We start from the raw sequence: 23999 nt of genomic DNA, 5'->3' as shown, positions 1-23999 counted from the left end.
TATATTTCCTTTCCATGAACAACTTTACCTTCTACAGTCCTACAGAATTTGTTTTCGGTCGTTCCACAGAATCCCAGGTAGGGGAGCTTTGCCTTAAGCATGGCGCTAGCCGCGTGATGATTATTTACGGTGGGGGCAGCGTGGTGCGCTCCGGTCTTTTGGACCGTGTGAAAAGTGCATTGACCGCTGCAGGAATTGCCTTTACAGAAATGGGTGGCGTGCAGCCGAACCCCATTGATACCAAGGTTCGCGAGGGCCTTGAGATTGCCCGTGAATTTAAACCGGACTTTTTGCTGCCCGTAGGTGGCGGCTCCGTCATTGATACGGCCAAGGCCATGGCTGTGGGTTACTACTACGATGGTGACTTCTGGGATTTGTACGAAGTGGTGGACGGCAAGAAGAAAGCCACGGGAACTCGTGCACTGCCTTTGGGCGTTGTGCTGACCATTCCTGCCGCAGGTTCCGAAGGTTCCGGCAATTCCGTGATTACCAATACCACAACGAAGGTGAAGGTGGGTATCCGCTATCCCATGATTCTTCGCCCGAAGTTTGCAGTGATGAATCCTGAATTGACTATGACTTTGCCGGAATGGCAGACAGCCAGCGGCGTCAGCGATATGATGGCCCACATTCTGGAACGTTACCTGAGCAACACTCCCGACGTGCAGATTGGCGACCGCCTTGCAGAAGGTATGCTGCTGGCCATTATGGAAAATGCGGAAAAGCTTATTGCCGACCCGCAGAATTACGAAGCCCGCGCTAACATCATGTGGAGCGCTACTATCGCCCATAACGATACTTGTTCCATCGGCCGCGTGGAAGACTGGAACAGCCACGCCATGGAACATGAAATTTCTGCAGAGTACGATGTGACTCACGGCGCAGGCCTTGCAGTAATTTTCCCGGCGTTCCTGCAGTATGGTGCCAAGCACAATCCTCACAAGATTGCCCAGCTGGGTCATCGCGTGTTAGGCGTTGCCGACTCCGGAGACGTTGCTGCCGACGCTATGGCGGGTGCTCTTGCCCTCAAGACCTGGTTCCACGACAAGCTCCATATGCCTGTGACTTTTGCTCAGCTGGGGGTGGAAAATCCCAACCTGGAATTGCTCAACGAACGCCTCCACAAGTTGAAGGGGGAGGTTCTTAAGGGCTATATGGATTTGGATGCCGCAGCTACTATGGAAATCTACAAGTTGGCCTTGTAAAGGTTTGCCATGTTGAATAAATCCTACAAGTTTTATGGTTTGGAAGGTGCTCCAGAAAAAGTGCGACGCCTTTACGACCTGCTTTCCGGAATCTGGTGTGTTGAAACTTGCGCACCCCGCCTTCGTCAAAAATGGTCCTGCGAAAACAAAACCTGCGGACAGTGTTCTATTACGGCATTTTTAGTGCAAGATCTTTTGGGTGGGGATGTGTATGGCATTCTCCGGCCGGAAGGTGGTGTCCACTGCTATAATGTAATTGGAGATCGTGTTTTTGACTTGACCAGCGAACAGTTCGGCAGTGAAAAGCTTTGCTATGAGGGTAATGCATTGCAGTCTCGTGAGGTTCATTTTGCCAAGGAAGAAAAACGGCTTCGTTACGAGATGCTGAAATCTCGATTGTTAGAGGTTATTCCGGGGCATATTTAAAAGGGTTGCCTTCGCTTTTTAGGAATCATCCGTTCTGGATGATTCCTTTTCTATTTATTTAAAAGTATGCGTTTTTTATTTATGATATTATATTCCTTGTAAAGAAGGATTTTTTTATGTCTACTATTCGTAAGCGCTTGTCTACTGAATCTACCTCACGTTCCGAAATGGCCATTTTCGATATGGCCTCCTGCTTGGATGAAAAATGGAATGTGTGGATGAATGTTCACCTGAATTTTGCCGTGAGAGGCCGGGGTAATGATGTGGACCGCGAAGTGGACTGCATCCTTTACCACAAGAAGTATGGGATGCTCCTGATTGAATGCAAGGACGGCCAGATTTCTACGGAGGAGTCGCAGGGTTCCGAAAACGGTTTTGTGTGGAAGCAGGGAAACCGCGTGATGGAACGTTCTCCCGTTCAACAAGTGCAGTCCTTGATTTATCCACTTCATGATCATTTTAGCGGTATGTTCCCCAAGGATGAAGGGGCAGGCTATCACCGGGTTCGTGTGCAGTGGGCCGTTTGTTTTGCGGATATGGATAGCGTTGGAAAAATTGGCAGCAATGCCATGCAACCTAAACGCGCGATTTTAAAGTCGGACCTGAAAAGCTACAATACTTTGGAACGTAAGGTCAAGAAAATCCTGGAAATGAAGGAAGAATCTCGGGGAGGAAATCCCTTCCCCAATGATGAACTTTCGGATGAAAATTTTGACAGGCTGGTTTCGTTCCTGGGTTGCTTTGATGAACCTTCCTGGCCGGAACTTTGGGATATGCAGGCAGAAGCCCGTGTGCGCCCGACGGAAATTCAGGAAATGCTGATGGAGTCCATTGTTCGTAACCCGCGCATGCGTATCGAGGGTGTGGCTGGTTCTGGAAAGTCGTTGTTGGTGCAGTGGGAGGCGACCCGCCTGGCTCGCGAAGGGAAGCGGGTTGTGGTTCTTTGCTACAATGATTTGCTGGCGGAACACATGCAGCAAAATTTTGTGGAGGCTGGCCTAGATGAATCGCAGGTGGTGATGTCTGGATTCCATAAGTTGGCGGCTAAATATGTGCGCCTGGCCAAGGTCAAGGGTGTTGCCCGCAAGGAACCGGATGATGCTAAGGAGAAGGCTGAATATTTTGAATCCATGTCGGTCTTCTTTAAGAAGGCTCTGGAAAAATTACGTGGCAAGAAGAATCGCTTTTTTGATGCCCTGATTATTGATGAAGGACAGGACTTCGCCAACGATTGGCTTGATACGGCTTTGCTTCTGTTGAAGGATCCAGAAAAGGGGATTGTGCGATTCTTCTATGATTCCAAACAGACTTTGTACAAAGGCCGCGAGGTTCTGGGGAATGCTGCCATTAATGCCATGCCTGTAATGGTTCTTAAGCGAGGCTTCCGCAGCACCAAGAAAATTTTGAACTGGGTTCATGACGTAACGGATATCCGTATCCCTTGTTACGAAGATACGGTGCCTGGCCGTGAGGTAGATGTTCGCCTATATGACAAGCCCGAAGACCAGATTGAAATGTTGCGGAAGGTGGTTCTGGATCTGAAAAAGAAGGGTGTCGAACCTAAGGACATTCTGGTTGTTTCATTGAGAAGCAAAAATCATTCCGGCCTGGCGTCGTTGAACGATGATGTATTCCAGTGGAGCGATGTGAGCGATTCTTTGAACAGTCTTGCCATAAACATGGTGTCGGCCTACCGCTATAAGGGCTTGGATAAGCGGGTGGTTATTTTGACGGATCTAGAACCGTCCAGGAATGACCCTGGCGCGCCTCATAGCAATGCCAATCTGATTTTGGTGGGGGCTACCCGAGCCAAGGAACATCTGGTCGTTTTCAAACAGCGAAAGAATTTCTAAAAAAATATTTTTTCTATCTTGTCTCCTGTAAATAATTACAGGAGTTTTTTATGTCCGTTCAAGTAATGGTAAATGGTATTCCGGGTAACATGGGCAAGATCGTGGCCGAAACCTGCGTCAAGCGCGGCCTGGAACTGGTTCCCTATTCCCTCACTGGTGAAATCATCGTCGAAAACGAATCTGAAGTGGCTGGCAAGACCATCCAGCTTCTGAAGCCCAGCAACCGCGAAGAACGCATCGGTGAAGTTCTTGCCAAGTATCCGAATCTGATTTGCGTGGACTACACTCATCCCACCGCCGTGAACGACAACGCCGCTTTCTACGTAAAGCACAAGATTCCGTTTGTCATGGGCACCACCGGTGGTGACCGCGAAGCTTTGACCAAGCTTGTTGCCGAAGCTAATCACCCCAGCGTGATTGCTCCCAACATGAGCAAGCAGATTGTGGCCTTCCAGACCATGATCGAATGGCTGGCCAATGAATTCCCCACCGCATTCAGCGGCTACAAGCTTTCTGTGGTTGAAAGCCACCAGAAGACCAAGGCAGACACCAGTGGTACTGCACGCGCCGTGGTTGGCTCCTTCCAGAAGATGGGCTTTGAATACACTCCGGACGATATCGAAAAGGTCCGTGACGAAAAGAGCCAGATGGAACGTATGGGCGTGCCTGAAGAATACCTGGGCGGCCACGCATTCCACACCTACAACCTGGATAGCGAAGACGGTACCGTCCACTTCGAATTCCAGCACAATGTGTGCGGCCGTAAGATTTACGCCGAAGGTACTGTGGACGCCGTGAACTTCCTGGCCGAACAGATTGCCGCCGGCACTGCAAAACCCTTCAACATGATGGACGTCCTCCGCTCCGGCAAGATGCGTTAATCAGCTTAAAGGTTAAAGGATAAAGTTTATAGAAGAATAATGCGAGGCTAAGCCTCGTTGATGAAGAGCGGCGTAGCCGCCTAGCTAAGTTCTTTAACCTTTCCGCTATCACCTCGTCGCTAATATGCGTTCTTATATCCTTCGACGTTTGCTGCTGATGATCCCGACTCTTATCGGGATTTCATTGGTGTGCTTTATCCTGATTCAGCTGTTGCCTGGTGGCCCGGTAGAAGAAATGATTTCCCGTGCCCAGCAGGCTGCTGCCATGAAGGGTGGGGTAGATGCGTCTAAGGCTCTTTCTCCAGATCAGATTGCCCAGATTCAGGCTTATTTCGGTTTCGACAAGCCGGCCTGGCAGCGGTACCTGACCTGGCTCTGGAACGTACTTCATTTGGATCTAGGGAACAGTTATACTTACGGTCTTCCTGTGTGGGACGTAATCACTAGCCGTTTCCCCATTTCTCTTTTCTTTGGTTTTACGTCATTCTTCTTAAGCTACTTGATTTGTATTCCGTTGGGACTGTGGAAAGCGGTTCATCATGGAAGCAAGTTGGATACCTTTAGCAGCGGCGTGATTTTTTCGGGCTATGTGATGCCCGGTTATGCCCTTGGTATTTTGCTGATTATCTTTTTGGCCGGCGGTTCTTACCTGGATATTTTCCCCCTGGGCGGTTTGACATCAGACGAATTTGAAGATTTCACGTTCTTCGAAAAGTTAGCGGATCTGGCGCACCATCTGGTGCTGCCTATCTTCTGTTATATGATCAGTGAATTCGCCTTCTTGACCTTTCTCATGAAAAACTCCGCCTTGGAGGAGCTGGGCCGTGACTACATGCGAACAGCCCTGGCCAAGGGCATGAGTTTCAACCAGGCATTGGTACGCCACGCTCTGCGCAACGCCTTGATTCCCATTGCCACCCGCCTGAGCGAAATCTGCACCCTTATGTTTGCCGGAGCGCTCTTGATCGAAAAGGTTTTTGATATCGATGGCATGGGATTGCTCTATTACAATTCCATGGTAAACCGTGACTACAATGTGGTTATGGGGATTATTTTCCTGAGCAGTCTAATGGCCATGGTGGGCCGCCTGTTCAGCGATATCCTTTATACTTTGGTAGACCCGAGAATTAAGTTCTCGTAATAAAGATTGCGGTACCTTGACCGCTAATTTTATATATATTCCGTACTATGAATAACGAAATTGTCTCTTCTGCAGTTAAAGATTTTCTTTTGGCTCACGGCTATGCCGCGGATTTTGAAATTACAACCATTGCCGGTGCCGGTTCGGGCCGCAAGTACTACCGCATTGCCAGTGGCGATAAGTCCTGTGTACTTCAGGTTTCCGCATCTGTAGATGACGACTTTAAGCGCTTTGTAGATTATTCCGCCGCCTTCCGTGAATTCGGTCTGCCGGTGCCTCGCGTGTATTTTGTGGACGAAGCAAGTTGCTCTGTGTTGCAGGAAGATCTGGGCGCACACAACCTGCTGGATGAAATTCTTCCGTCTGGTCAGAACAAATCCGGCAACGTCCGCATCCTGTATCCGGTGGTGATTGACGCTCTCGTCAAGTGGCAGGAAGTTTCTCGCTCCCTGTTCAGTTCCCGCTCCGACCTTTGGCTCCGTCGTTTTGACTTTGCCGCCCTCAAGTGGGAAACCGACTACTTTACCGAAAACTTCCTGAAGGCTCATAAGGGAATTCAGGAAATTCCTCAGTCGGTGTTGAACTTCTACTCTGTGCTGGCCATTTCTGTGGATGCTCAGCCCAAGGTACTTTTGCATCGCGACTTCCAGAGCCAGAACATTATGGTGAAGCCCGATTCTGAAGTTGCCTTCGTAGATTATCAGGGCGCCCGTCGCGGTTCCATGTTCTATGATCTGGCTAGCCTCCTGTGGGATCCTTACGTGAGCCTGTCTCTGAACGAAATCAAGGACTTCTTTGAATACTGGCGCACCATGTTCCGCGAAACCAAGACCTATACACAGGAAGATGCCTGGGAAGCCTTTATCCATGCAAGCCTCCAGCGCGTGATGCAGGCCATGGGTGCTTATTGCTTCCTCTCTAAGGTTAAGGGAATCCAGAAGTTTGAACAGTACATCGAACCGGGTAAGGCTCAGCTCCGCGTGCTGTTCGGTGAATTCAAGAAGATCGCCAAGGTCACCGAACCGGAAGTCTTCGAATTTATGGATAAGGCACTGGCATAGCCCATGGCTCTTGTTTATACAAAATTTTATGCAGCAGAAGAAACCTTTGGCCGAGCCTTGGGTTTCGCTTATGATGCTCTTGTACATGGTCCCTGCTCCTTTGATGCTAATGCGACATGGAAGGGGCTTGTGGATCGTGTGAAGCAGGGCGTGTATATGGGGGAGGGCTTGCTCTTGCCTCATACTCGTGTGCCGGGACTAGCTGAACCGTTGATGGCTTTCGTAGTTTGCCCCGAGGGTCTGACGGATGTTGAAATCCGCGGTGGTGAAAAGGCGAAGTTCATGTGCGTGCTGTTGTCTCCGGCGGAGTCTGCAATGGCCCATACCACTGTCATTGCCGACATGGCTCGTAAGATGCTGGACTCTGAATGGAAGACTAAGGCTTTGGCGGTTAAGACCGACGAAGAAATAAGGGCCTTGTTTGGATAGCTGGATTGTACAGCAAATTTTTAAAGGGACCGCGCCAAGGCGTGGTCTTTTTTTATGAAAAATAATGTGGACCACTTGCAGGGAAACGTTTAACTTTTTATATTGGCAATTGAATGATTGTTCAACTGCTTGTTTGGTTGAACTGAGATCCTTGAGGTAACAATGGTTGAAATCGAATTAGAAGGAACCGACTGTAGCTGCATTCACGAAGAAGTGGTGAACGCTATTCGTCCTATGATGCCTGAGGATGAAAACCTTATGGATCTGGCGGATATCTTCAAGATTTTCAGTGATTTTACCCGCGTCAAGATTCTTTGCGCCTTGATGCGTGCCGAAGTCCATATGGCTTCCCACAAAAAAGGAATTAGCAAATGCCATGGGAATGACTGTCGCCCGGAAATGTGCGTCAGCGATATTTCGGTCTTGCTGAATATGACCAAGTCTTCCATTTCCCATCAGCTTCGAATTTTAAAACAGTCTAATCTGGTGAAGTGCCGTAAGGAAGGGAGCGTTGTCTATTACTCCCTGGCCGATGAACACGTTAAGATGATTTTCAATCAGGGCATGGCCCATGTCATGGAGGATGAAGATTAACGGCGAAGGCTGTTTTTCTTTCTCTTGGAGGTTGAAAGATTGTTCAACTATTGAATCTTAAAAAGAGGAATAATATCATGGAATACGTAACAATATTTCTTTCTGCATTAACAGAACTCTTTGCCGAAATGGCGCCCTTCCTGCTTTTAGGGTTCCTATTGGCGGGAATTTTGCACGTGTGGGTTCCCAGATCCTTATATGTGCCTAAGATAAGTAAGCCTAACTTCAAGTCGGTTCTGCTTTCGGCGCTATTTGGAATTCCGCTTCCTATTTGTAGTTGTGGCGTAATCCCTACGGCGGTGGCCCTACGTAAGGAAGGGGCTAGCAAGGGTGCCAGCGTCAGCTTCTTAATTTCTACGCCTGCTACTGGGGTGGATTCCATTCTGGCGACTTATTCTCTGCTGGGACTACCTTTTGCCATTCTCCGTCCGGTGGCTGCATTTGTCTCTTCGATGTTCGGCGGGCTGCTAACCAATCTGGTAACGCGGGGCGAGGCTGAAGATGACCTTTCGAAAATTGCGGTTCCCAAAAGTGAATGTGGCTGCGGCAGTTGCGGTCACGACCATAAGGAACACGACGAACATGAGAATCACGAATGTTGCTGCTGCCACGATCACGACCATGATGAACATGAGGAACGCAAGTGTTGCTGCGGTCATGAAGAAGTGCATGGTTGCAGTTGCTGTCTCGATGAACACTCTTCTGAAAAGGCGAACGGTTTTGTTGGAAAATTGAAGGAAACTTTCAAGTACGGCTTCGGCGATTTATTGCCTGAAATTACCCGCTGGCTTTTGGTCGGTTTGGTTTTGGGTGCCTTGATTGCTGCCTTCGTTCCCAATGAATTGTTCATGTCAATTCGCGAGTATCCCATCCTCTGCATGTTTGCCATGCTGTTGATCTCCATGCCCATGTACACCTGTTCCACAGGCTCCATCCCTCTGGCTTTGGCCTTGATGGCAAAGGGACTTCCTCCTGGTGCTGCCTTGGTGTTGCTGATGGCTGGTCCTGCAACAAGCATTGCATCTATGGTTGTGGTGGGTAAGACTTTTGGCAAGCGTACTTTGATTGCCTACCTAATCAGCATTGCTGCCGGAGCCTTCTTCTTTGGATGGCTGGTGGATACGTTCATGATGGACACCTTCCTTAGCACCATAACTGCAAATGGCCACTACGGGGATGGTGATGGCCTGGGATGGTTCGATTACAGCTGTGCCGCTGTTCTTGCCTTATTGATTTTGGTGGGATTTATTCCCAAGAAGGGGCATCACCACTGAATGGATCCGAATCCGTAGGTCCTGTAGCCTTCGTAATCTCCGAAGAATCGTGAGTAACCGGCACGGATGCTCATCCACCTAAAGGGATAGAATTCCAGCTTGCCGCCTACTTCGTAATACCTGAATGAGGTTTCATCATTCAGGTATTTTTTGTCGATGGCGCTTTCGGGAGTGTGAATGTCGGTAATGTTTCCGCCGAATGCGGTATCCTTGGCGACGGCGCTGGCAAGCAATGTTCCGCGGATGAGGGCGTCTTTCAGCAGACCGGATTCTACGCGGTAGAGACCGCTAACTTCGGTGTAGAGTTCCTGACTGTTGGGGCCAAGATCGGTTCCCATGCTCTGGGCGTAGCTGGCATAGGTGTAAGCGCCGCCTTTGTGGTGGGTGTAAACCCAAGGTTCGATGCGGGTGTATTCCCCATACCAGTTCCAGAGCGTCTTGCCGAGACGCAGGCTGTCGCGGGCGATGCCAACAGAGGCGGCCCACTTATTGCCCCACCAGGAATCATCAAACATGGAGGTGGGGGACTTCATGTCGTCCCAAAGCAGTTCACCGTAGAATTCCCAATGGGGAATGGTCTTGACGCTTAGATCAAAGGCTAGGCCGATGTTGTCTTGATCTCCCTGCAGATGTTCCTGGAAAACGTAAGGGATAAAGGGAATCATGTAGGACCATTCAAAGTCGCGGCCGCTGCTATCGGCATCCAGGTTGGGGTTGGAGCCTGCGGGTTCTGTTGTGGTTCCATAGAGGGCCGTTTCGGAAAGTCCCAAGGTAATGTTGGCCGGCAAGTTCAGGTCAAGACGATGGACGTGTAGATATTTACCGTTCCCTTTTTTCTCGAAAAGCTTCATGCCGTACTGGGAATATACGACAGGGCCCACTTCAAACTGATAACCGAAATAGGGCGTAGGGGCCGGGTCGCTAATGCGGCTACTGCTATCTTGCCAAGGGCGGTAGTTTGCCTGTTCTCCGCGGAGAATCACATGGTTTCGACGGGCGGGACCCATGTCCAGGTAATCAAAACCGCCAAGCAATGTTACGGCGGAAAGCTGGTAGCTGGCGTGTGCGGCGAACAGGTCCCAGGTACGCTTGGTGTCGCTCTGCTTGTTGTAGGGAATGCCTTCGTTGGGGTTGTAGAAATGGTCGGCGATATCGCGGTTGGTAAAGTCGGTGCTGACTTTTACGCGGGCAGCGAACTGGAAGGCGTCTGTAAAATGACCATCCAAAAACAGACGCACCGACATGGCGTTGTCGTAATGGGTGGGGGTGTTGCCTTGACCTGGAATTTTTTCGTAATTGGTAATTGCCAGGGAATCCAACAGCTGGGCGTGTATATTGACTTCGTAATTTTTTGACGTATCGACTACGGTAAAATGAGCCGATGCATAAACGGCTAACAATAGAAGGGCGGCGACGATTCTCATTTGAAGGCTTCCTTCAACAAGGCTAAATGATGGCGGAGGTATTCCCTCTTTTGTTTGGCGGAGGCTCCTGCCAGACAGCGGGGAAGGGCGGTCAATATGCGGACAAGGCTACGGGTCATGCGGAATAACTTGGAAAGCAGAAGTCCGCGGAGTCCGAAATGCTTGCGGAACACGTATTGCTGGGAGCGGTCATGCTGCAGGGCGCGACTGAGGCTGTTGCTTGCGGAGCCGCCACCCAGGTGGGTGATGGGGGCGTTCTGTGCGATGTAGAAGCGTGCGCCCAGTTTGCGGAATCGCAGGGCCAGATCCGCATCTTCGTAGTACATGAAAATTTTTTCGTCGAACCCGCCGACGGTTTCCCAGAGGGCTCGGTGCAGCATCCAGCAGACGGCACTTGCCCAGTGGACTTCCTGAAGACCATTTTTGTCGGCGGGGGCGGGTGTGCCCTCTAGAATGCGGGCGGCACCTGATTCGCTGCGGAAGGCGTTTAGGAAAAACGGAATGGCTCCAATTCCGTCGGGGCCCAGCCCAGCAAAAAAATTGTTCTGACGGCTGCCGTCTGCGTTTAGCGTTGTAGGCGCGATGATCGCTTCGTGGCCTGCTTCTGCAGCCTGGTCAAGATTCTTTCGCAACGTCACGATAGCTTCTGGATTGAATCGCGTGTCGTTGTTGAGAAGGCAGATGGCGTCGAATTCTATGCCGTCTGCGATGAGACCCTTGATGGCCCCGTTGTTGGCGGCGCCAAAGCCCAGGTTGCCTTTTTGCGGGTAGAGGTGTACCCATGGAAAGTGGGCTCGGATTTTTTCTACAGTTCCGTCGGAACTTCCATTATCGGCGATGGCTACGACGAAATGACCTGCAGTTTCTGCATCGTTGGCAGAAACCAGGGGCAGCAAATCTTTAAGGCAGACCTCGGTCAAGGCCCATCCGTTATAGGTAACCAAAATAATGGCAGTCTGCTTTTCCATCAGGATTTCCCAAAAAGTTTTTTAGCCAGTGGTAATCCAAGGGCGCTAAAGAGAATCTGCTTTAATCTGGTGACTGCAGATGTCTTTAAGAAAAGGTCATCTCTGTGGGCAAAAACCCAGGGGAGGAATCGGAAAGCGGTTGTGTGGGCTGTCTTGTGTTGAGTCCAGCGCAGGTGCTTTTTCGCGAAATTGATTTCCCCGTCATTCATTTTGAGTCGGTCTGCGTTGGCGATAATTGTCTCGTTCCAGGAAATTGCCGTGGCCAGGGTCTTGCTCATGCAAGGCGTGGCGACACCTCCAACGGCGTTGCCTCCGTGAATGCGGTAGCTGGCGACGGTTTCATCGATGGCGACAATGCCTCCGTTCTTCAGGGCCATCATGGCGATCCAGCGGTCGTGTACGGTGACTCCTTCTGGAATGGGGAGGATCTCGTTCAGCAATTCTACTCTGAAAAGAGAAATCATTCCCGTGACGTTGTTGATGCCGGCAATCTGGCGGCAAATGTTGGAGTCCTTGCTAATATGGGCGAGGGCGCGCCAGGAATCTGCAGTCTTGTTGCCTTGACCGTCTATGATCTGGGCGTCTCCAAATGCAAGGGCCTTGCTGCCGATGCCCTGGACCAACTTTTCGTTTTTGGTTGGATTCCAGATGTCATCCTGGTCGGCGAGTGCGATGAAATCTCCCGGCTGTACAAGCTGTCGAGCGTATTCCAGCGCTTTTGAAAATGCGGCTCTGTGCCCCGTGTTGGTTTCATTTCTGTAAAAATGGAGGGGGAGCTTTTCTCTATAGCTTTCTACAATTTCGCAAGTCCTGTCAGACGAGGCGTCGTCAAGAATGGTGACGGATTTTGCCGGAAGGGTCTGCCATGCAATGGAACGGAGCATTTCATCAAGATAGCGCTCGCCATTATAGGTGCATAGGACAACGTGTACAGAGTTCATTGCCCTAATATATAAATATCGGGAGCTGTTTAAATCTGAGAAAAGATGTTCAACACCTGTTGTTGGAACTCTTGGTCTCTACGGCCTGCAAAAAGGAATTGGCGGACCTCTTCAAAGGTTTTTTGATTCCACGCCTGGGGCAAATCAAGGATCTTATGGACGGCGTCCTGAACGTTGCCGGGGTCGTAGGTCATCCAGCAGGGAAGCCTGTAGTCCTTGACGTATTCTTCGTTGGCGGCTAACACGGGAATGCCGCATTGCAAGGCTTCGAAAAGCACCATGGGGCCGCTTTCAAACTTTGACGTTACAAGCAGCAGGTCCATTTGATTCTGAAGTTTTTCCTTGACCTCGTTAGGGGAAAGCCAACTGTAATTATGAACAACGTTAGATGTTCCGCAGTCCTGGACCATCTTGTTGAAAATGTCCCTGTCGGGGCCTTGTCCGATGACGTGAAAATGAACGCCTTTTTCTTTTAGCAGGCTTGCTAGCGGGGGGATGATCTCCTGACCTTTTTGCCCGAAGTATAGTCTGCCGATGTTTGCGATGTTTCTTACTTCGGAAGGTGCTTTGGGGGCTGCGTCTTCCTGGTAGGTCAGCGGGTTGGGCAACTGGAATACAGGCGTCTCACTGGGAATAAATCTGCGGAGCAGACGTTCCTGGTAAGGCGTGTTGACGATCCATTTCGAAATCTTCGGATAGACTTTCAATGCCAGCCTGTCGCGGAGTGTTCCAAACTTGGCCAGCGATTCCTTTTGGGTGAAGGCCATGGGGTAATAGGAAATCAATTCCAGATTGAGTTTGGATGCGGCAACTACGGCGGGAATACAACGTTCTATGTTGCCCGGGCAGATGATAAGCTGCCTAAAGTTGGCGGAACCTGCTCCATGTTCTTTTAAAAGTTTGAAGGCCTTGCCCGACTTACCCGAAAACCTATCTCGAACAATGGGGAATGGTCCCTGGGAATGGTAGGGTAGGGGAATTCGTTCAATGGAGGGGTATAACTCGGAATCAAACTTTTGAGCGGAAAAGAAAAAATGCACCTGGTAACTTTCTGCCAGAATGTTGGCGATACGGGCCGAAAGAATTTCCTGGCCGCCCCATTCCGACGCATCGCTATAAAAGTAGAGGTGCTTGCTCATAGCCCACAATATAAAAAAAGGAATTTTTTATAATTGACGTTGTGAAGAAAATCCTTTTTGTTTGCGATAAGAATGAGTGTACCAGTTTTGGACGTCTAACCTTGAATTTGGTGAAGGCGGTAACGCCGGAGTTTGAAACCCATGTGCTGTGGTTAAAGACACCCAAGTTCTTCCCGGATGCGGCCAAGTCGGCTGAAGGTGCCGCTGCAGTGGTGTCGCCGGATTCCTATACTTCTCACGAAGTGTGGGCCAAGTCGCTCTATACTGGATTCATGAGTTTCCGCGGTCCTTTAAAGAAGGCGATTAAGGCGGTGCAGCCGGATGTGGTTTTCTTTATTCGACCGGAGTTGGGTTTTCTGGTGCCGGTGGCAAAGTCGGCGTTAAAGGCTTGCAAGAATGACGGACGTACAGTCATGTTCGTTCACGATACCTTTGCAGAAACCCTTTACCCCACAAGTGCCAAGTTTATCCTGTTGAACCTGTTCTATATCCGTGCAACCGTCAAGGCGGATTCTTTTGTCTATAATTCGGGATGGACTCGTGAACAGGCTGCGGCTCACTTTGGCAAGAAAATGTCCTGTGCTCCCGGCTCTGTAATCGGTTGCCCCATTGACCAGGATCTGTTTAACAAGCCCGAAGTGGCAATTACTGCCGACGATAAAAAGGCATTCCGTCGCAAGCACGGTATGCGTAATTTCGAGGGCATGTGCGTTAACGTTAGCCTTGATGAACCCCGCAAGAATATCGACACTTATTTTGAAACGGCAAGGCTCCGCCCCGATGTGGCCTTTGTCCGTGTGGGTAAACTTTCGGAACGACTCCGCGAAATCATTAACGTTAAAAAGCTTTATAACGTCTACCATTTTGAACGCCTGAACGCAACGGAACTGCGGGACTTTTACCGCCATGCCGACCTGATGGTATACCCCTCTCTGTTAGAAGGTTTTGGCCTGCCTCCTATTGAATCTCTTGCCTGCGGAACTCCTGCCCTGTGTGCAGCCACCTCTGCGGTAAAAGAAAACCTGGAAGGGGTTGTTCCTCTGATTGATCCGCCTACCGATGCCGAAGCCTACGCCAAGGTAATTGACCGCGTCATCGCCGGCGAAAATGTGGTAGACGAAAAAAGAGCAGCGGAACTTTTGCTCCACTGCTCTATGAATTCCTTTAAGAATTGTGTGCTTTCGGCACTTACTTCTTTTCTGTCCAGACCTTGATTAGGCTTCTGTTCTTGCGGAAGATAAGCCACAGGGTGGGCCAGATCAGCACCAGGTCGCGGATAAGGCTTGTCCAGGCTTCGGCCTTGTCGTGAGCGTCACCGTCTTCCAGTTCGAAGCAACCGCAGGTAATGCCTAGGTCGTTGCCCAGGGCCCAAGCCAGCGCGATAATGAAGCTGACGAACATCCAGAAAATAGCGAAGGCGCTTTCCTTGACGAAGGGGCTAAAGATCATGGCCAGACCGAACCACAGTTCAAACTGCGGGTACACCAGGGCGAAGAAGTTGTTGATGAAATCCAGGTGCAGGGTGGAGAAGAACTGGTACTGAGCCACCAGCGTTGCAAACTGGTGAGGATCCTGGATCTTGAAAATACTTGCGAAAATGAACATGCCGCCAATGCCCACGCGGAACAAGGTTTCCAGGGCGCGGATGGCGAAGTCCTTGTGAAGCTTGTAGGCGGGAATGCAGATGCCTGCTGCCACGATGATGGCTCCCAGACCCACATGAATGTTATAGCGGTAGGACTTGGGCCAGATATCGATCATCCAATCCTTGTCGGTAACGGTCAGGAAGGTTTCGGGGAACGAGATTTCTGCAACGCCGAAAGCGACAAGAATGGAGGCGACAATCAGCAGTGCCAGAGAAATTGCGGTCTTCTTGGTAAACTTTTCCATATGGCCCCCTTACAGAATGTCTGCCGGCTTTTCCAGGATTTCCTGGCTTCCGATCCATTCCACAGACTTGGAATCTTCGACGCGGATATTGTTTACGATGGCGAGGATCACGCAGAAGGCGGCAATGCCCAGGAGCACGATCCAGTTCAGGGACTTGAGGTAATTGAAGGGGCGCACTTCAAGCATACCCTTCAAGAAATAGAACAACGGCAGAATATAGGTCCAGGTCAGAATCTGCACGACGCAAATCTTGACGATGGAAATGGCGAGTTGAATGCAATCTTTGATCATGCTGAAAAGATATAAAAAAGCGAGTTCCCGAATGTACGGGAACTCGTTTTTTTACACAAAGTTAGAATTTGCCTTTCGGTGTCGCTTTGGATTTTCTGTTAGACATCGCCGATGTCGCCGGTGGCCACAAAGTTGCGGATGGCGCGGGTAATGCGCATGCTGCAGAAGTTAGGGCCGCACATGGAGCAGAAATGGCTGGACTTTGCCTGGTTGCCGGGCAGAGTCGCGTCGTGGTATTCCATGGCCTTTTCCGGATCCAGGGACAATGCGAACTGGTCGTTCCAGCGGAAGTCAAAGCGGGCACGGCTCAGGGCATCGTCGCGGAACTGGGCTGCAAAATGGCCCTTGGCGATGTCTGCGGCGTGGGCGGCCAGCTTGTAGGTCACAACGCCTGCACGAACGTCGTCGCGGTTGGGGAGGCCCAGATGTTCCTTGGGGGTCACGTAGCAGAGCATGGCGGTACCGTACCAACCAATCTGTGCTGCACCGATGGCAGAAGTGATGTGGTCGTAGGCGGGAGCGATGTCGGTAGTGAGAGGTCCAAGAGTGTAGAAGGGGGCGCCGTGACACTTTTCCAGCTGGCGGGCCATATTGTCCTGGATCTTGTGCATAGGCACGTGACCCGGACCTTCGATAATCACCTGAACGCCGTATTCCCAGGCGATCTTGGTCAGTTCGCCCAGAGTATCAAGTTCGCCGAACTGGGCTTCGTCATTGGCGTCGGCCAGAGAACCCGGACGGAGACCGTCACCCAGGGAGACGGCTACGTCGTACTGTGCCAGAATTTCGCAAATTTCGCGGAAGTGGGTATACAGGAAGTTCTGCTGGTTGTGCTTCATCTGCCACAGGGCGAGAATGGAACCGCCTCGGCTAACGATACCGGTGGTACGCTTGGCGCACATGGGGATGTGTTCCAGCAAAAGGCCTGCGTGAATGGTGAAGTAGTCCACGCCCTGTTCAGCCTGTTCGATCAAAGTGTCGCGGTAAAGTTCCCAGGTCAGTTCCTCGGCCTTGCCGTTGACCTTTTCCAGGGCCTGGTAGATAGGCACTGTACCGATAGGTACGGGGCTGTTGCGGATAATCCATTCGCGGGTTTCGTGAATGTGCTTACCGGTAGAAAGATCCATGACGGTATCTGCACCCCAGCGCACGGACCACACCATCTTTTCCACTTCTTCTTCGATGGAACTGGTAATGGCGGAGTTGCCGATGTTGCTGTTGATCTTCACCAGGAAGTTTGTGCCGATGATCATAGGTTCGCATTCCGGGTGGTTGATGTTGCCCGGAAGGATGGCGCGGCCGGCGGCAATTTCGTCGCGGACGAATTCGGCGGTAATGGGCTTGCCGTTAGCTTTTATCTTTCCTGCTGCAACCAGTTCGTCAATACGCTGGTTTTCGCGGATAGCCACGTATTCCATTTCCTTGGTAATGACACCTGCGCGGGCATAGTCCAGCTGGGTCAGCTTGTGGCCAGCCTTGGCGCGCATGGGGTGGTGTTCTGCGCTAAAGCGCAGGTGGTCCAGCTCGTGGTTTTCACGGCGGGCGCGGCCATAGGCAGAAGTCATGTCGTCCAGCTGTTCGGCGTCGCCACGTTCGTTAATCCAGCTTTCACGGAAACGTTCGATACCCTTGGTTACGTCGATCTTGGCGTCGGCATCGCTGTAGGGTCCGCTGGTATCATAGACGGTAACAGAGGGAAAATCCGGATCTTCAATCTGGATTTCGCGCATGCCGACCTTGATATCATTGAAAATCTTGCCGGAAACGAACACCTTCTTGGAGTTCATGAACGGTTTCTGGAGCGAATCCTTCTGATCACTCATAAATAATCTCGCTTTTCTTTGGCCTTAATCTAGGCGCAAGTTAATTTCATCTTGTAACGAACTGGAATATAGAATTTTTAAAAAAATGTAAGCGTTGTGAAATTCCGTTTGCCTAGGTGTATATTATTAACATATATTGTAAGAAATAAATATCTTAAAGTGGAATTACATTTTCGATGCAGAAGAGAATCATATCTTACAAGGGTGACGAGGAATTACGGAACAATTTGGAAGTCCTGAAGGCGATTTTGCCCATGACTGGGAACGGAACTGAATTGCCTAGGATGTACATCCAGATTTTCACAACGGTTCTGAGCCCGCACAAGCTGCAGCCTATCTGGACGATCATCGAGGAAGTATTCCCCGGTGTGCCTTGGTTCGGAAATTCCACTAGCGGTAACATCGTTGACTGCGATGCTGCTGCCGAAATTACCATTGCGGTTACTTTTTTTGAAAAGCCCACGACCCAGTTCAAACTTTTACAGTACGACATGTCCAAGATGTCGGCCCGCGAAATTACCCAGAGCATTGTGGCCGAGGCCAATGAAAATCCGTGGGTCAAGGCTATCGAAATGTACCGTACCATTTCGGCCAACTCCTCTACAAATTTCTGCGAAGGCATGGATGGTCTGCGTCCCGATATCCAAATGTTTGGCGGCATTGTCTGCTCTACGGATTTAAGCAGTTCTGATTCCTGCGTGTTCTCTTCTGTCGGCGGTTATAACCCCAACGGTCTGATTATCCTCTTTTTCGGCGGCGAAGATTTTATTGTGGAGTCCATCAAGATCAGCGGATGGAAACCTATCGGACGTAATTTCCATGTGACCAAGTCCGACGGAAGTGTTCTCCACGAATTGAGCGGCATTCCCGCTTTCGATGTTTACCACAAGTATTTGAACATCAACAACGACAGCAATTTCTTTATGAACGCGCTGGATTTCCCCATTATGTACGAACATAACGGAACCACCATTGTCCGCGCTCCTGCTTCCAGCAATCCGGACGGTTCCATCAACATGAGTTCCGATGTACAGGTGGGTTCTATTGTTAGACTTTCCTATGGAGAACCTCAAACCATTCTGGAATCCATTAGGCAAGAAAGCGAAAAGATCAAGGTCTTTAATCCTGACGTGCTGCATATCTTTTCTTGTGCCGCCCGCAAGGCCTTCTGGGCCACCCAGGAACCGACCTACGAAATTTTCCCCTTTAAGTGCATCGCCCATAGCACGGGATTTTTCTCCCACGGTGAATTCCTGCGTGAGAAGTGCCACTTGAATCAGCATAACATTACCCTTGTGATTGCGGCTATGCGAGAGGGCCCCGGCAAGGGATTGCAGGCTTCGGCATTCAAGCGCCATGAAGCTCGTTCCACCAAGTTGCCCCTGGCCGCACGAATGGCAACCTTCATTCGCGAGACTTCCTTCGAACTGGAAGAAATCAACAGCAAGCTGCAGGTGTACAACCAGCAGCTGAAGGGCCTTGCTTCTAGGGATAGCCTGACCGGGCTTGAAAACAGGTTGGCTTTTGATTCCCTGTTAAAGCGAATTGATTCCGAGGGGAATGCTCCTTCGGATTGGTCGATGCTCATGATCGACGTGAACGGTCTGAAGTATACCAACGATACTTTTGGACATCTGGCTGGTGACGCCTTGATCGTGGCAGCTGCCCAGACCGTTACAGAGGCCTTCGGTGCTTCGGGTCGTTGCTTTAGAATTGGCGGCGATGAATTTGTGGTTGTTGCAGACGCCGGCAAAGAAAAGATGTTCCAGCTGCAGAAGCGCCTTCGCAATGCGGTTGAGACTTACAACAAGACCGCCCTGTACAGGCTTTCGATGGCTGTAGGTGAAAGCCGTTTGAAAAATGATTACGGCATGCGCAAGTCCATAAGCGACTGGAAAATGGATGCCGACTTGAATATGTATCGCGATAAGAGTGCGTCTCATCGTGCGGATAGTTTCGGCGAAAATCAGAATTTGCGAGAACTGGTGTCTTGCCTGATTTCCATCGAAGAAGCAAAGGATGCATACACTGCCCATCATTCCGACCGAGTGCAGGAACTTTCCATTAAGTTTGCAAAAGCTCTCGGACTTTCTGACAGTTCCTTGAAGATGATTTCTGATGCGGCCATTCTCCACGATATTGGTAAGGTGGGAATTAGCGATGCTATTCTCGGCAAGCCGGGAAAGCTAACTGATGATGAGTTCGCCGCGATTAAACAGCATCCGGCTATCGGTGCCAAGATTTTGATGCAGTCCAACTATACCCAGGAACTGGTGAATATTGTGATGCATCATCATGAACGTTATGATGGTAGAGGCTACCCGGAAGGAATTTCTGGTGATGATATTCCGCTGGGTTCCCGCATTATTGCCATTGCGGATTCCATCGACGCCATGACCAGTAAACGTTGCTATCGCGATGCCATGTCCCTGGATTTCTGCCGCGAAGAGATCGAGAAAAATCTTGGGAAGATGTACGATCCTGCCATTGGCAAGGTGGTGCTGGACATGTGGGGCGAAGTGACCGATGAACTGCTACGCCTAATGAGTAAGCGATGACGTAAGGGGGGCACTCCCCCCCCCTTAGAACCCCCGCTGAAATGTGCGATGCACATTTCGTCGCAGGCTTTGCCTGCGATTTATTCGCAGAAGGGGAATGCAAAAAATCCCGACGGTTTTTTGAACCGTCGGGATTTTTAGTTAGGCTGTATGCGGGTGCGGCCCGCGCCATGTTCCTTTATTTTACGCCAATCAAAGACAGGTCACGGACGGCGCCCTTGTCTGCAGAGGTGGCCATGGCGGCGTATGCCTGCAGAGCCTTGGAGACTACGCGGTCGCGAGAAACCGGCTTCCATGCCTTGGCACCACGAGCTTCCATAGCCTGGCGGCGTGCTGCAAGTTCATCGTCGGTGAGCTGCACGTTGATGGTGCGGTTCGGGATATCGATTTCGATAACGTCACCAGTTTCAACCAGGCCGATGTTACCCTTGTTGGCAGCTTCCGGAGAAGCGTGACCGATGGAAAGACCGCTGGTACCGCCAGAGAAGCGACCGTCGGTAAGGAGAGCGCAGCTCTTGCCCAGGTGACGGCTCTTCAGGTAAGAGGTGGGGTACAGCATTTCCTGCATGCCGGGGCCACCCTTCGGGCCTTCGTAGCGGATCACAACGACGTCGCCAGCCTTAACCTTGTCGCCAAGGATGCCGTTAACAGCGTCTTCCTGAGATTCGAACACCACAGCGGGACCGGTGAACTTCCAGATGGATTCGTCAACGCCTGCAGTCTTCACGATGCAGCCGTCCTGAGCCAGGTTGCCGTACAGAACTGCGAGACCGCCGTCCTTGGTGTAGGCGTGTGCGCCATCGCGGATTGCGCCCTTTTCGCGGTCCAGATCCAGAGATTCGTAGTAGGTGCTCTGGCTGAAAGCGACCAGGTTGTACTTGCGGCCGGGGCCTGCCAGGTAACGCTGCTTGATTTCTTCGGTTGCGTTGCCGCGGACGATGTCGTTAATTTCAAGAGCTTCGCCCATGGTTGCTGCGTGAACAGTCTTTGCATTCTTGTGGATGAGGCCCATGCGGTCCAGTTCGCCGAGGATGCCCATGATACCGCCAGCGCGGTTCACCTGTTCAATATGGATGTTGTGAACGGTGGGAGCAACCTTACAGATGCAAGGCGTGTTCAGGGAGAGACGGTTGATGTCCTTCATGGTGAAGTCAACGCCGGCTTCCTGGGCAACTGCCAGCAGGTGGAGCACGGTGTTGGAGGAACCGCCCATGGCGATGTCCAGACGCATTGCGTTTTCGAAGGCGTCCATGGTAGCGATGCTACGGGGCAGGATGCTTTCGTCGCCTTCGTCGTAATACTTGTGGCAGAGTTCCACGATGCGCTTACCGGCAGCTTCGAACAGCTTCTTACGTTCGGAGTGGGTGGCGACGATGGTGCCGTTGCCCGGGAGAGAAAGGCCAAGAGCTTCGGTCAGGGAGTTCATGGAGTTTGCAGTGAACATGCCGGAGCAGGAACCGCAAGTGGGGCAGGCGTTAGCTTCGATAGCGGCAACTTCTTCATCAGAAACGGAGTTGTCTGCAGAATCGATCATGGCGTCGATCAGGTCAAGAGCGCGATCCTTGCCGTCCTTAGTGGTAACGTGACCAGCTTCCATGGGGCCACCAGAAACGAAGATGGCAGGAATGTTCAGGCGCATGGCGGCCATGAGCATACCCGGAGTCACCTTGTCGCAGTTGGAGATGCAGACCAGGGCGTCGGCGCGGTGGGCGTTGGCCATGTATTCGGTAGAGTCTGCAATGAGGTCGCGAGAGGGGAGGCTGTAAAGCATGCCGTCGTGACCCATGGCGATACCGTCATCCACGGCGATAGTGCTCATTTCCTTGGCAACACCACCGGCGGCTTCGATAGCGCGGGCAACGATCTGACCCACGTCCTTCAGATGAACGTGACCCGGAACAAACTGGGTGTAGCTGTTAACAACGCAAATCACCGGCTTGCCAAAGTCTTCCACCTTGGTACCTGTTGCGTGCCAAAGGGCACGTGCACCGGCCATTTCGCGGCCTTCCATAGTCTTCAACGAACGAAGTTTCGGCATAATGTTACCTCATAAATTGCGCAGTTCCGTATATGCGGGGCGGGGCTGCGCCGATTCTATAAAATTTGAACGAGGAAAATATAGTATATCGCGATATTTCTCGATTGTCATTCTGAGCCCCAGGGGCGAAGAATCCAGTGAGTTTCTAAATTCTCTTTAATTCTAGCCATTCTTTTTTATCAACAGCGCTGTTTCGTTCAATGTCTGATTCTTGAATGACTACGGCCTTTGTATAATCAATACCAGGCAGTCCCTTTTGTTCTTACATTCCACAACTAAGGTAAGGTAGGGGCGCCCGTCCTTGTCGGAAAGGATTTCCTTGTGTTCTTTGTGTTTCTCGTAGAAGTCTTTTTTCAGGACAACAGTTTTTACTTCGTTCATTTATTTTTCCTTAAACAAAAAAAATCCGCGTTCTGTAGGATATACAAAACGCGGATATTCATCCAATGGCCGTTCTTTTTTGTCTTAGGTGGGCTGGCCTGCCACCCTGTCATCCAATGGCCGTTCTTTTTTATCTTAGGTGGGCTGGCCTGCCACCCTGTCATCAATTGATAATATACAAAAGTATATGTGTATTTGTCAATAGATTTAATTTGAAAGGCTGGGACGCTTGTTAGATTCTTGCAAAGATTGCGTTTAGGCTGAAGCCGCCGTGACTTGTCTCGATGAGCTTTGCCTCGGGATTGTTGCTTGGGTTTAGGGCAGGGCAGGCTTTCAGCAGGTTTTCTGTGCAGGTGTAATGGGCGCCGCCGCGGGTATCGTCTTTGGGGGCGAGGATGGCTACGGTCAAGTTGATGCCGCGGGGGTGGGCGTCGCGGCTCCATTCGTTTAACTTTTTACCGATTTGGGAATAAAGTTTTGGGGCGTCAAATGCCAGGCGCTTGCCGTAGGGCGGGTTTAGCAGGATGATGATGTTGCGGGCGGATTCGCTCGACGCTTTCTGAAAATCTTCTATGGTGTAGCTGAAGAAATCTTTCAGCTGTGGGTTGATGGTAACCGCGTCGGGATTTGTTTTCGCAATTTCTGCCAGCGGGCTGCATTCTACATTATGCTTGATGATGCTGACGGGGCGTTCCGAAATGTCGGAGGTAATAATCGATAGAAGGTTCGTTGTGGATTCTTCGTCGCTCCGCTCCTCAGAATGACGTAAGGGCGCTGCTGTTTCAGAATGACGTCCCTTCAGAATAAAGTTCCACGTTCCTTCCTTGAAGGCTGGCTGGTGCTTCAAGGCAAAGTCCCTACATTTCCCAGGAATGAGGCCGTTTGCGATGTAGGCGGCTTCGAGAGAGAAGGTGCCGCTGCCGGCCATGGGGTCAATAAAGGTTATGAGGGCGCTCGCGTCGCTCGCTTTGAGGTGTGGGGTCGCACCTTCGGTGCTTTTGGGGTTATTGGTGCTCGCGATTTTTGACGCCTCGAAGATCATGGCGGCGGCTATGGTTTCCTTCAGCGGGGCTTCTGCCACAAAGCGTTCGTGGCCGCGTTTGTAAAGTTCTTCGCCGGCTAGGTCTAGCCAGAGTGTGCAACGGTCGTCTTGCAGGTTGACGTACAAGTGCTGGGGCGCGCTAGCGTGATCTGTGGGGGTGATGTTTTTGCGGATGCGTTCTTCGACAGCGTCGCTATGGTACAGGCGAGAATGCCTGCAAGTGACGTGGATGACAACGCCCATCTCGCCTAAATAAAGTTCCCAGGGCACTGCTGCTACGCCTTTTTCCAGCTGTCCGAAGTTCTCGGCCTTGAAGGTGGCGATTTCCATGAGGACTCGGTTGGCGATGCGGCTGTAGGCTACGGCCTTCCAGGCTTCGGTAATCTTTGCGGTGAATTCCACCTTGCCGTCGCCCGCGACCTTGATACCTGCGGCGCAGTTCCCATTAGCGGTGCAATCCTGGACGCACTCCACTCCGATGTACTTCAACTCCTCCACCAAAGTCCCTTCAAATCCCAGAGGCACCACGGCCATAAAGCGGTGGGGCTTGCCAATGACCTGACGTTTCAGGCGCTTTTCCAGATTGGATTCTGGGCTTTTATTTTCGGAGGAATTCATCACTACAAATATAAAATTTGCA

At 50.9% G+C, this 23999-nt stretch carries 21 protein-coding genes; 11 read left to right on the top strand and 10 right to left on the bottom strand.

Annotation, left to right across the window (positions count from 1 at the left end; all coding sequences use genetic code 11):
* Window positions 1–14 precede the first annotated feature (14 nt).
* The 9 genes from B7992_RS05110 to B7992_RS05070 all read left to right on the top strand — a co-directional run bounded on the left by B7992_RS05110 (window position 15) and on the right by B7992_RS05070 (window position 8864).
* On the top strand, window positions 15–1205 hold the full coding sequence (locus tag B7992_RS05110) for an iron-containing alcohol dehydrogenase (protein WP_088665721.1): 1191 nt from the start codon (window positions 15–17) through the stop codon (window positions 1203–1205).
* Window positions 1206–1214: 9 nt separating this feature from the next.
* Entirely contained in the window at window positions 1215–1631 is a 417-nt protein-coding gene (locus B7992_RS05105) for a hypothetical protein (RefSeq protein WP_088665720.1), read from the top strand.
* A 116-nt stretch (window positions 1632–1747) separates the two neighbouring features.
* On the top strand, window positions 1748–3484 hold the full coding sequence (locus tag B7992_RS05100; protein ID WP_088665719.1) for a DNA/RNA helicase domain-containing protein: 1737 nt from the start codon (window positions 1748–1750) through the stop codon (window positions 3482–3484).
* 50 nt (window positions 3485–3534) lie between these two features.
* Window positions 3535–4365, top strand: coding sequence for a dihydrodipicolinate reductase (gene dapB, locus B7992_RS05095; RefSeq protein WP_088665718.1), 831 nt, complete (start codon window positions 3535–3537; stop codon window positions 4363–4365).
* Window positions 4366–4489: 124 nt separating this feature from the next.
* Window positions 4490–5506 carry an ABC transporter permease subunit gene (locus B7992_RS05090; protein ID WP_073160606.1) on the top strand — a complete coding sequence of 339 codons (1017 nt, stop codon included), beginning with the start codon at window positions 4490–4492 and terminating at the stop codon, window positions 5504–5506.
* Between the two features lie 47 nt (window positions 5507–5553).
* On the top strand, window positions 5554–6567 hold the full coding sequence (locus tag B7992_RS05085) for an aminoglycoside phosphotransferase family protein (protein ID WP_073160608.1): 1014 nt from the start codon (window positions 5554–5556) through the stop codon (window positions 6565–6567).
* 3 nt (window positions 6568–6570) lie between these two features.
* A complete protein-coding gene (locus tag B7992_RS05080; RefSeq protein ID WP_073160610.1) occupies window positions 6571–6996 on the top strand; it encodes a PTS sugar transporter subunit IIA in 426 nt (141 codons plus the stop codon).
* Between the two features lie 162 nt (window positions 6997–7158).
* Entirely contained in the window at window positions 7159–7590 is a 432-nt protein-coding gene (locus B7992_RS05075) for a helix-turn-helix transcriptional regulator (RefSeq protein WP_088665717.1), read from the top strand.
* Between the two features lie 77 nt (window positions 7591–7667).
* Window positions 7668–8864: an SO_0444 family Cu/Zn efflux transporter gene (locus B7992_RS05070; protein ID WP_088665716.1), complete on the top strand. Its 1197-nt coding sequence runs from the start codon at window positions 7668–7670 to the stop codon at window positions 8862–8864.
* Here B7992_RS05070 and B7992_RS05065 read toward each other — a convergent pair.
* From B7992_RS05065 to B7992_RS05050, 4 genes are read right to left on the bottom strand one after another with little or no spacing between them, the layout of a single operon-like run.
* A complete protein-coding gene (locus B7992_RS05065) occupies window positions 8855–10288 on the bottom strand; it encodes a hypothetical protein (protein ID WP_176421858.1) in 1434 nt (477 codons plus the stop codon). The two genes, B7992_RS05070 and B7992_RS05065, sit on opposite strands and share 10 nt — an antisense overlap.
* Window positions 10285–11256 (bottom strand): glycosyltransferase family 2 protein, encoded by a 972-nt coding sequence (locus B7992_RS05060; RefSeq protein WP_073284044.1) that lies wholly within the window; start codon window positions 11254–11256, stop codon window positions 10285–10287. Before B7992_RS05060 ends, B7992_RS05065 begins: the two co-directional genes overlap by 4 nt.
* Window positions 11256–12197, bottom strand: coding sequence for a glycosyltransferase (locus B7992_RS05055; RefSeq protein ID WP_088665715.1), 942 nt, complete (start codon window positions 12195–12197; stop codon window positions 11256–11258). Before B7992_RS05055 ends, B7992_RS05060 begins: the two co-directional genes overlap by 1 nt.
* A 29-nt stretch (window positions 12198–12226) precedes the next feature.
* Window positions 12227–13336, bottom strand: coding sequence for a glycosyltransferase (locus B7992_RS05050; RefSeq protein ID WP_088665714.1), 1110 nt, complete (start codon window positions 13334–13336; stop codon window positions 12227–12229).
* 41 nt (window positions 13337–13377) lie between these two features.
* Here B7992_RS05050 and B7992_RS16920 point away from each other — a divergent pair, with 41 nt between their 5' ends.
* Window positions 13378–14550 carry a glycosyltransferase gene (locus B7992_RS16920; RefSeq protein WP_088665713.1) on the top strand — a complete coding sequence of 391 codons (1173 nt, stop codon included), beginning with the start codon at window positions 13378–13380 and terminating at the stop codon, window positions 14548–14550.
* Here the strand turns inward: B7992_RS16920 and B7992_RS05040 are convergent.
* From B7992_RS05040 to thiC, 3 genes are all read right to left on the bottom strand, one after another.
* Window positions 14525–15226: a MauE/DoxX family redox-associated membrane protein gene (locus B7992_RS05040; RefSeq protein ID WP_073160626.1), complete on the bottom strand. Its 702-nt coding sequence runs from the start codon at window positions 15224–15226 to the stop codon at window positions 14525–14527. The two genes, B7992_RS16920 and B7992_RS05040, sit on opposite strands and share 26 nt — an antisense overlap.
* 9 nt (window positions 15227–15235) lie before the next feature.
* Complete coding sequence (locus B7992_RS05035) at window positions 15236–15517, bottom strand: hypothetical protein (protein ID WP_073160628.1); 282 nt, start codon at window positions 15515–15517, stop codon at window positions 15236–15238.
* 98 nt (window positions 15518–15615) lie between these two features.
* Complete coding sequence (gene thiC, locus B7992_RS05030) at window positions 15616–17340, bottom strand: phosphomethylpyrimidine synthase ThiC (RefSeq protein ID WP_073160630.1); 1725 nt, start codon at window positions 17338–17340, stop codon at window positions 15616–15618.
* A gap of 176 nt (window positions 17341–17516) precedes the next feature.
* On the opposite strand from thiC, the gene B7992_RS05025 reads away from it, so the two are divergent.
* Complete coding sequence (locus tag B7992_RS05025; RefSeq protein ID WP_254917623.1) at window positions 17517–19898, top strand: HD domain-containing phosphohydrolase; 2382 nt, start codon at window positions 17517–17519, stop codon at window positions 19896–19898.
* Between the two features lie 178 nt (window positions 19899–20076).
* Here B7992_RS05025 and ilvD read toward each other — a convergent pair whose 3' ends face one another.
* The 3 genes from ilvD to B7992_RS05015 form a co-directional block, all read right to left on the bottom strand.
* Complete coding sequence (ilvD, locus tag B7992_RS05020; RefSeq protein ID WP_073235233.1) at window positions 20077–21936, bottom strand: dihydroxy-acid dehydratase; 1860 nt, start codon at window positions 21934–21936, stop codon at window positions 20077–20079.
* A gap of 219 nt (window positions 21937–22155) precedes the next feature.
* Window positions 22156–22317 carry a hypothetical protein gene (locus tag B7992_RS16560; RefSeq protein ID WP_176421857.1) on the bottom strand — a complete coding sequence of 54 codons (162 nt, stop codon included), beginning with the start codon at window positions 22315–22317 and terminating at the stop codon, window positions 22156–22158.
* Between the two features lie 232 nt (window positions 22318–22549).
* Window positions 22550–23977 (bottom strand): class I SAM-dependent RNA methyltransferase, encoded by a 1428-nt coding sequence (locus B7992_RS05015; RefSeq protein WP_088665712.1) that lies wholly within the window; start codon window positions 23975–23977, stop codon window positions 22550–22552.
* Window positions 23978–23999: the final 22 nt, after the last annotated feature.

The organism is Fibrobacter sp. UWH1, assembly GCF_002210365.1.
GTDB lineage: Bacteria > Fibrobacterota > Fibrobacteria > Fibrobacterales > Fibrobacteraceae > Fibrobacter.
The sequence above is the reverse complement of the archived record's forward strand: the minus strand, read 5'-3'. Positions and strand labels throughout refer to the sequence as shown.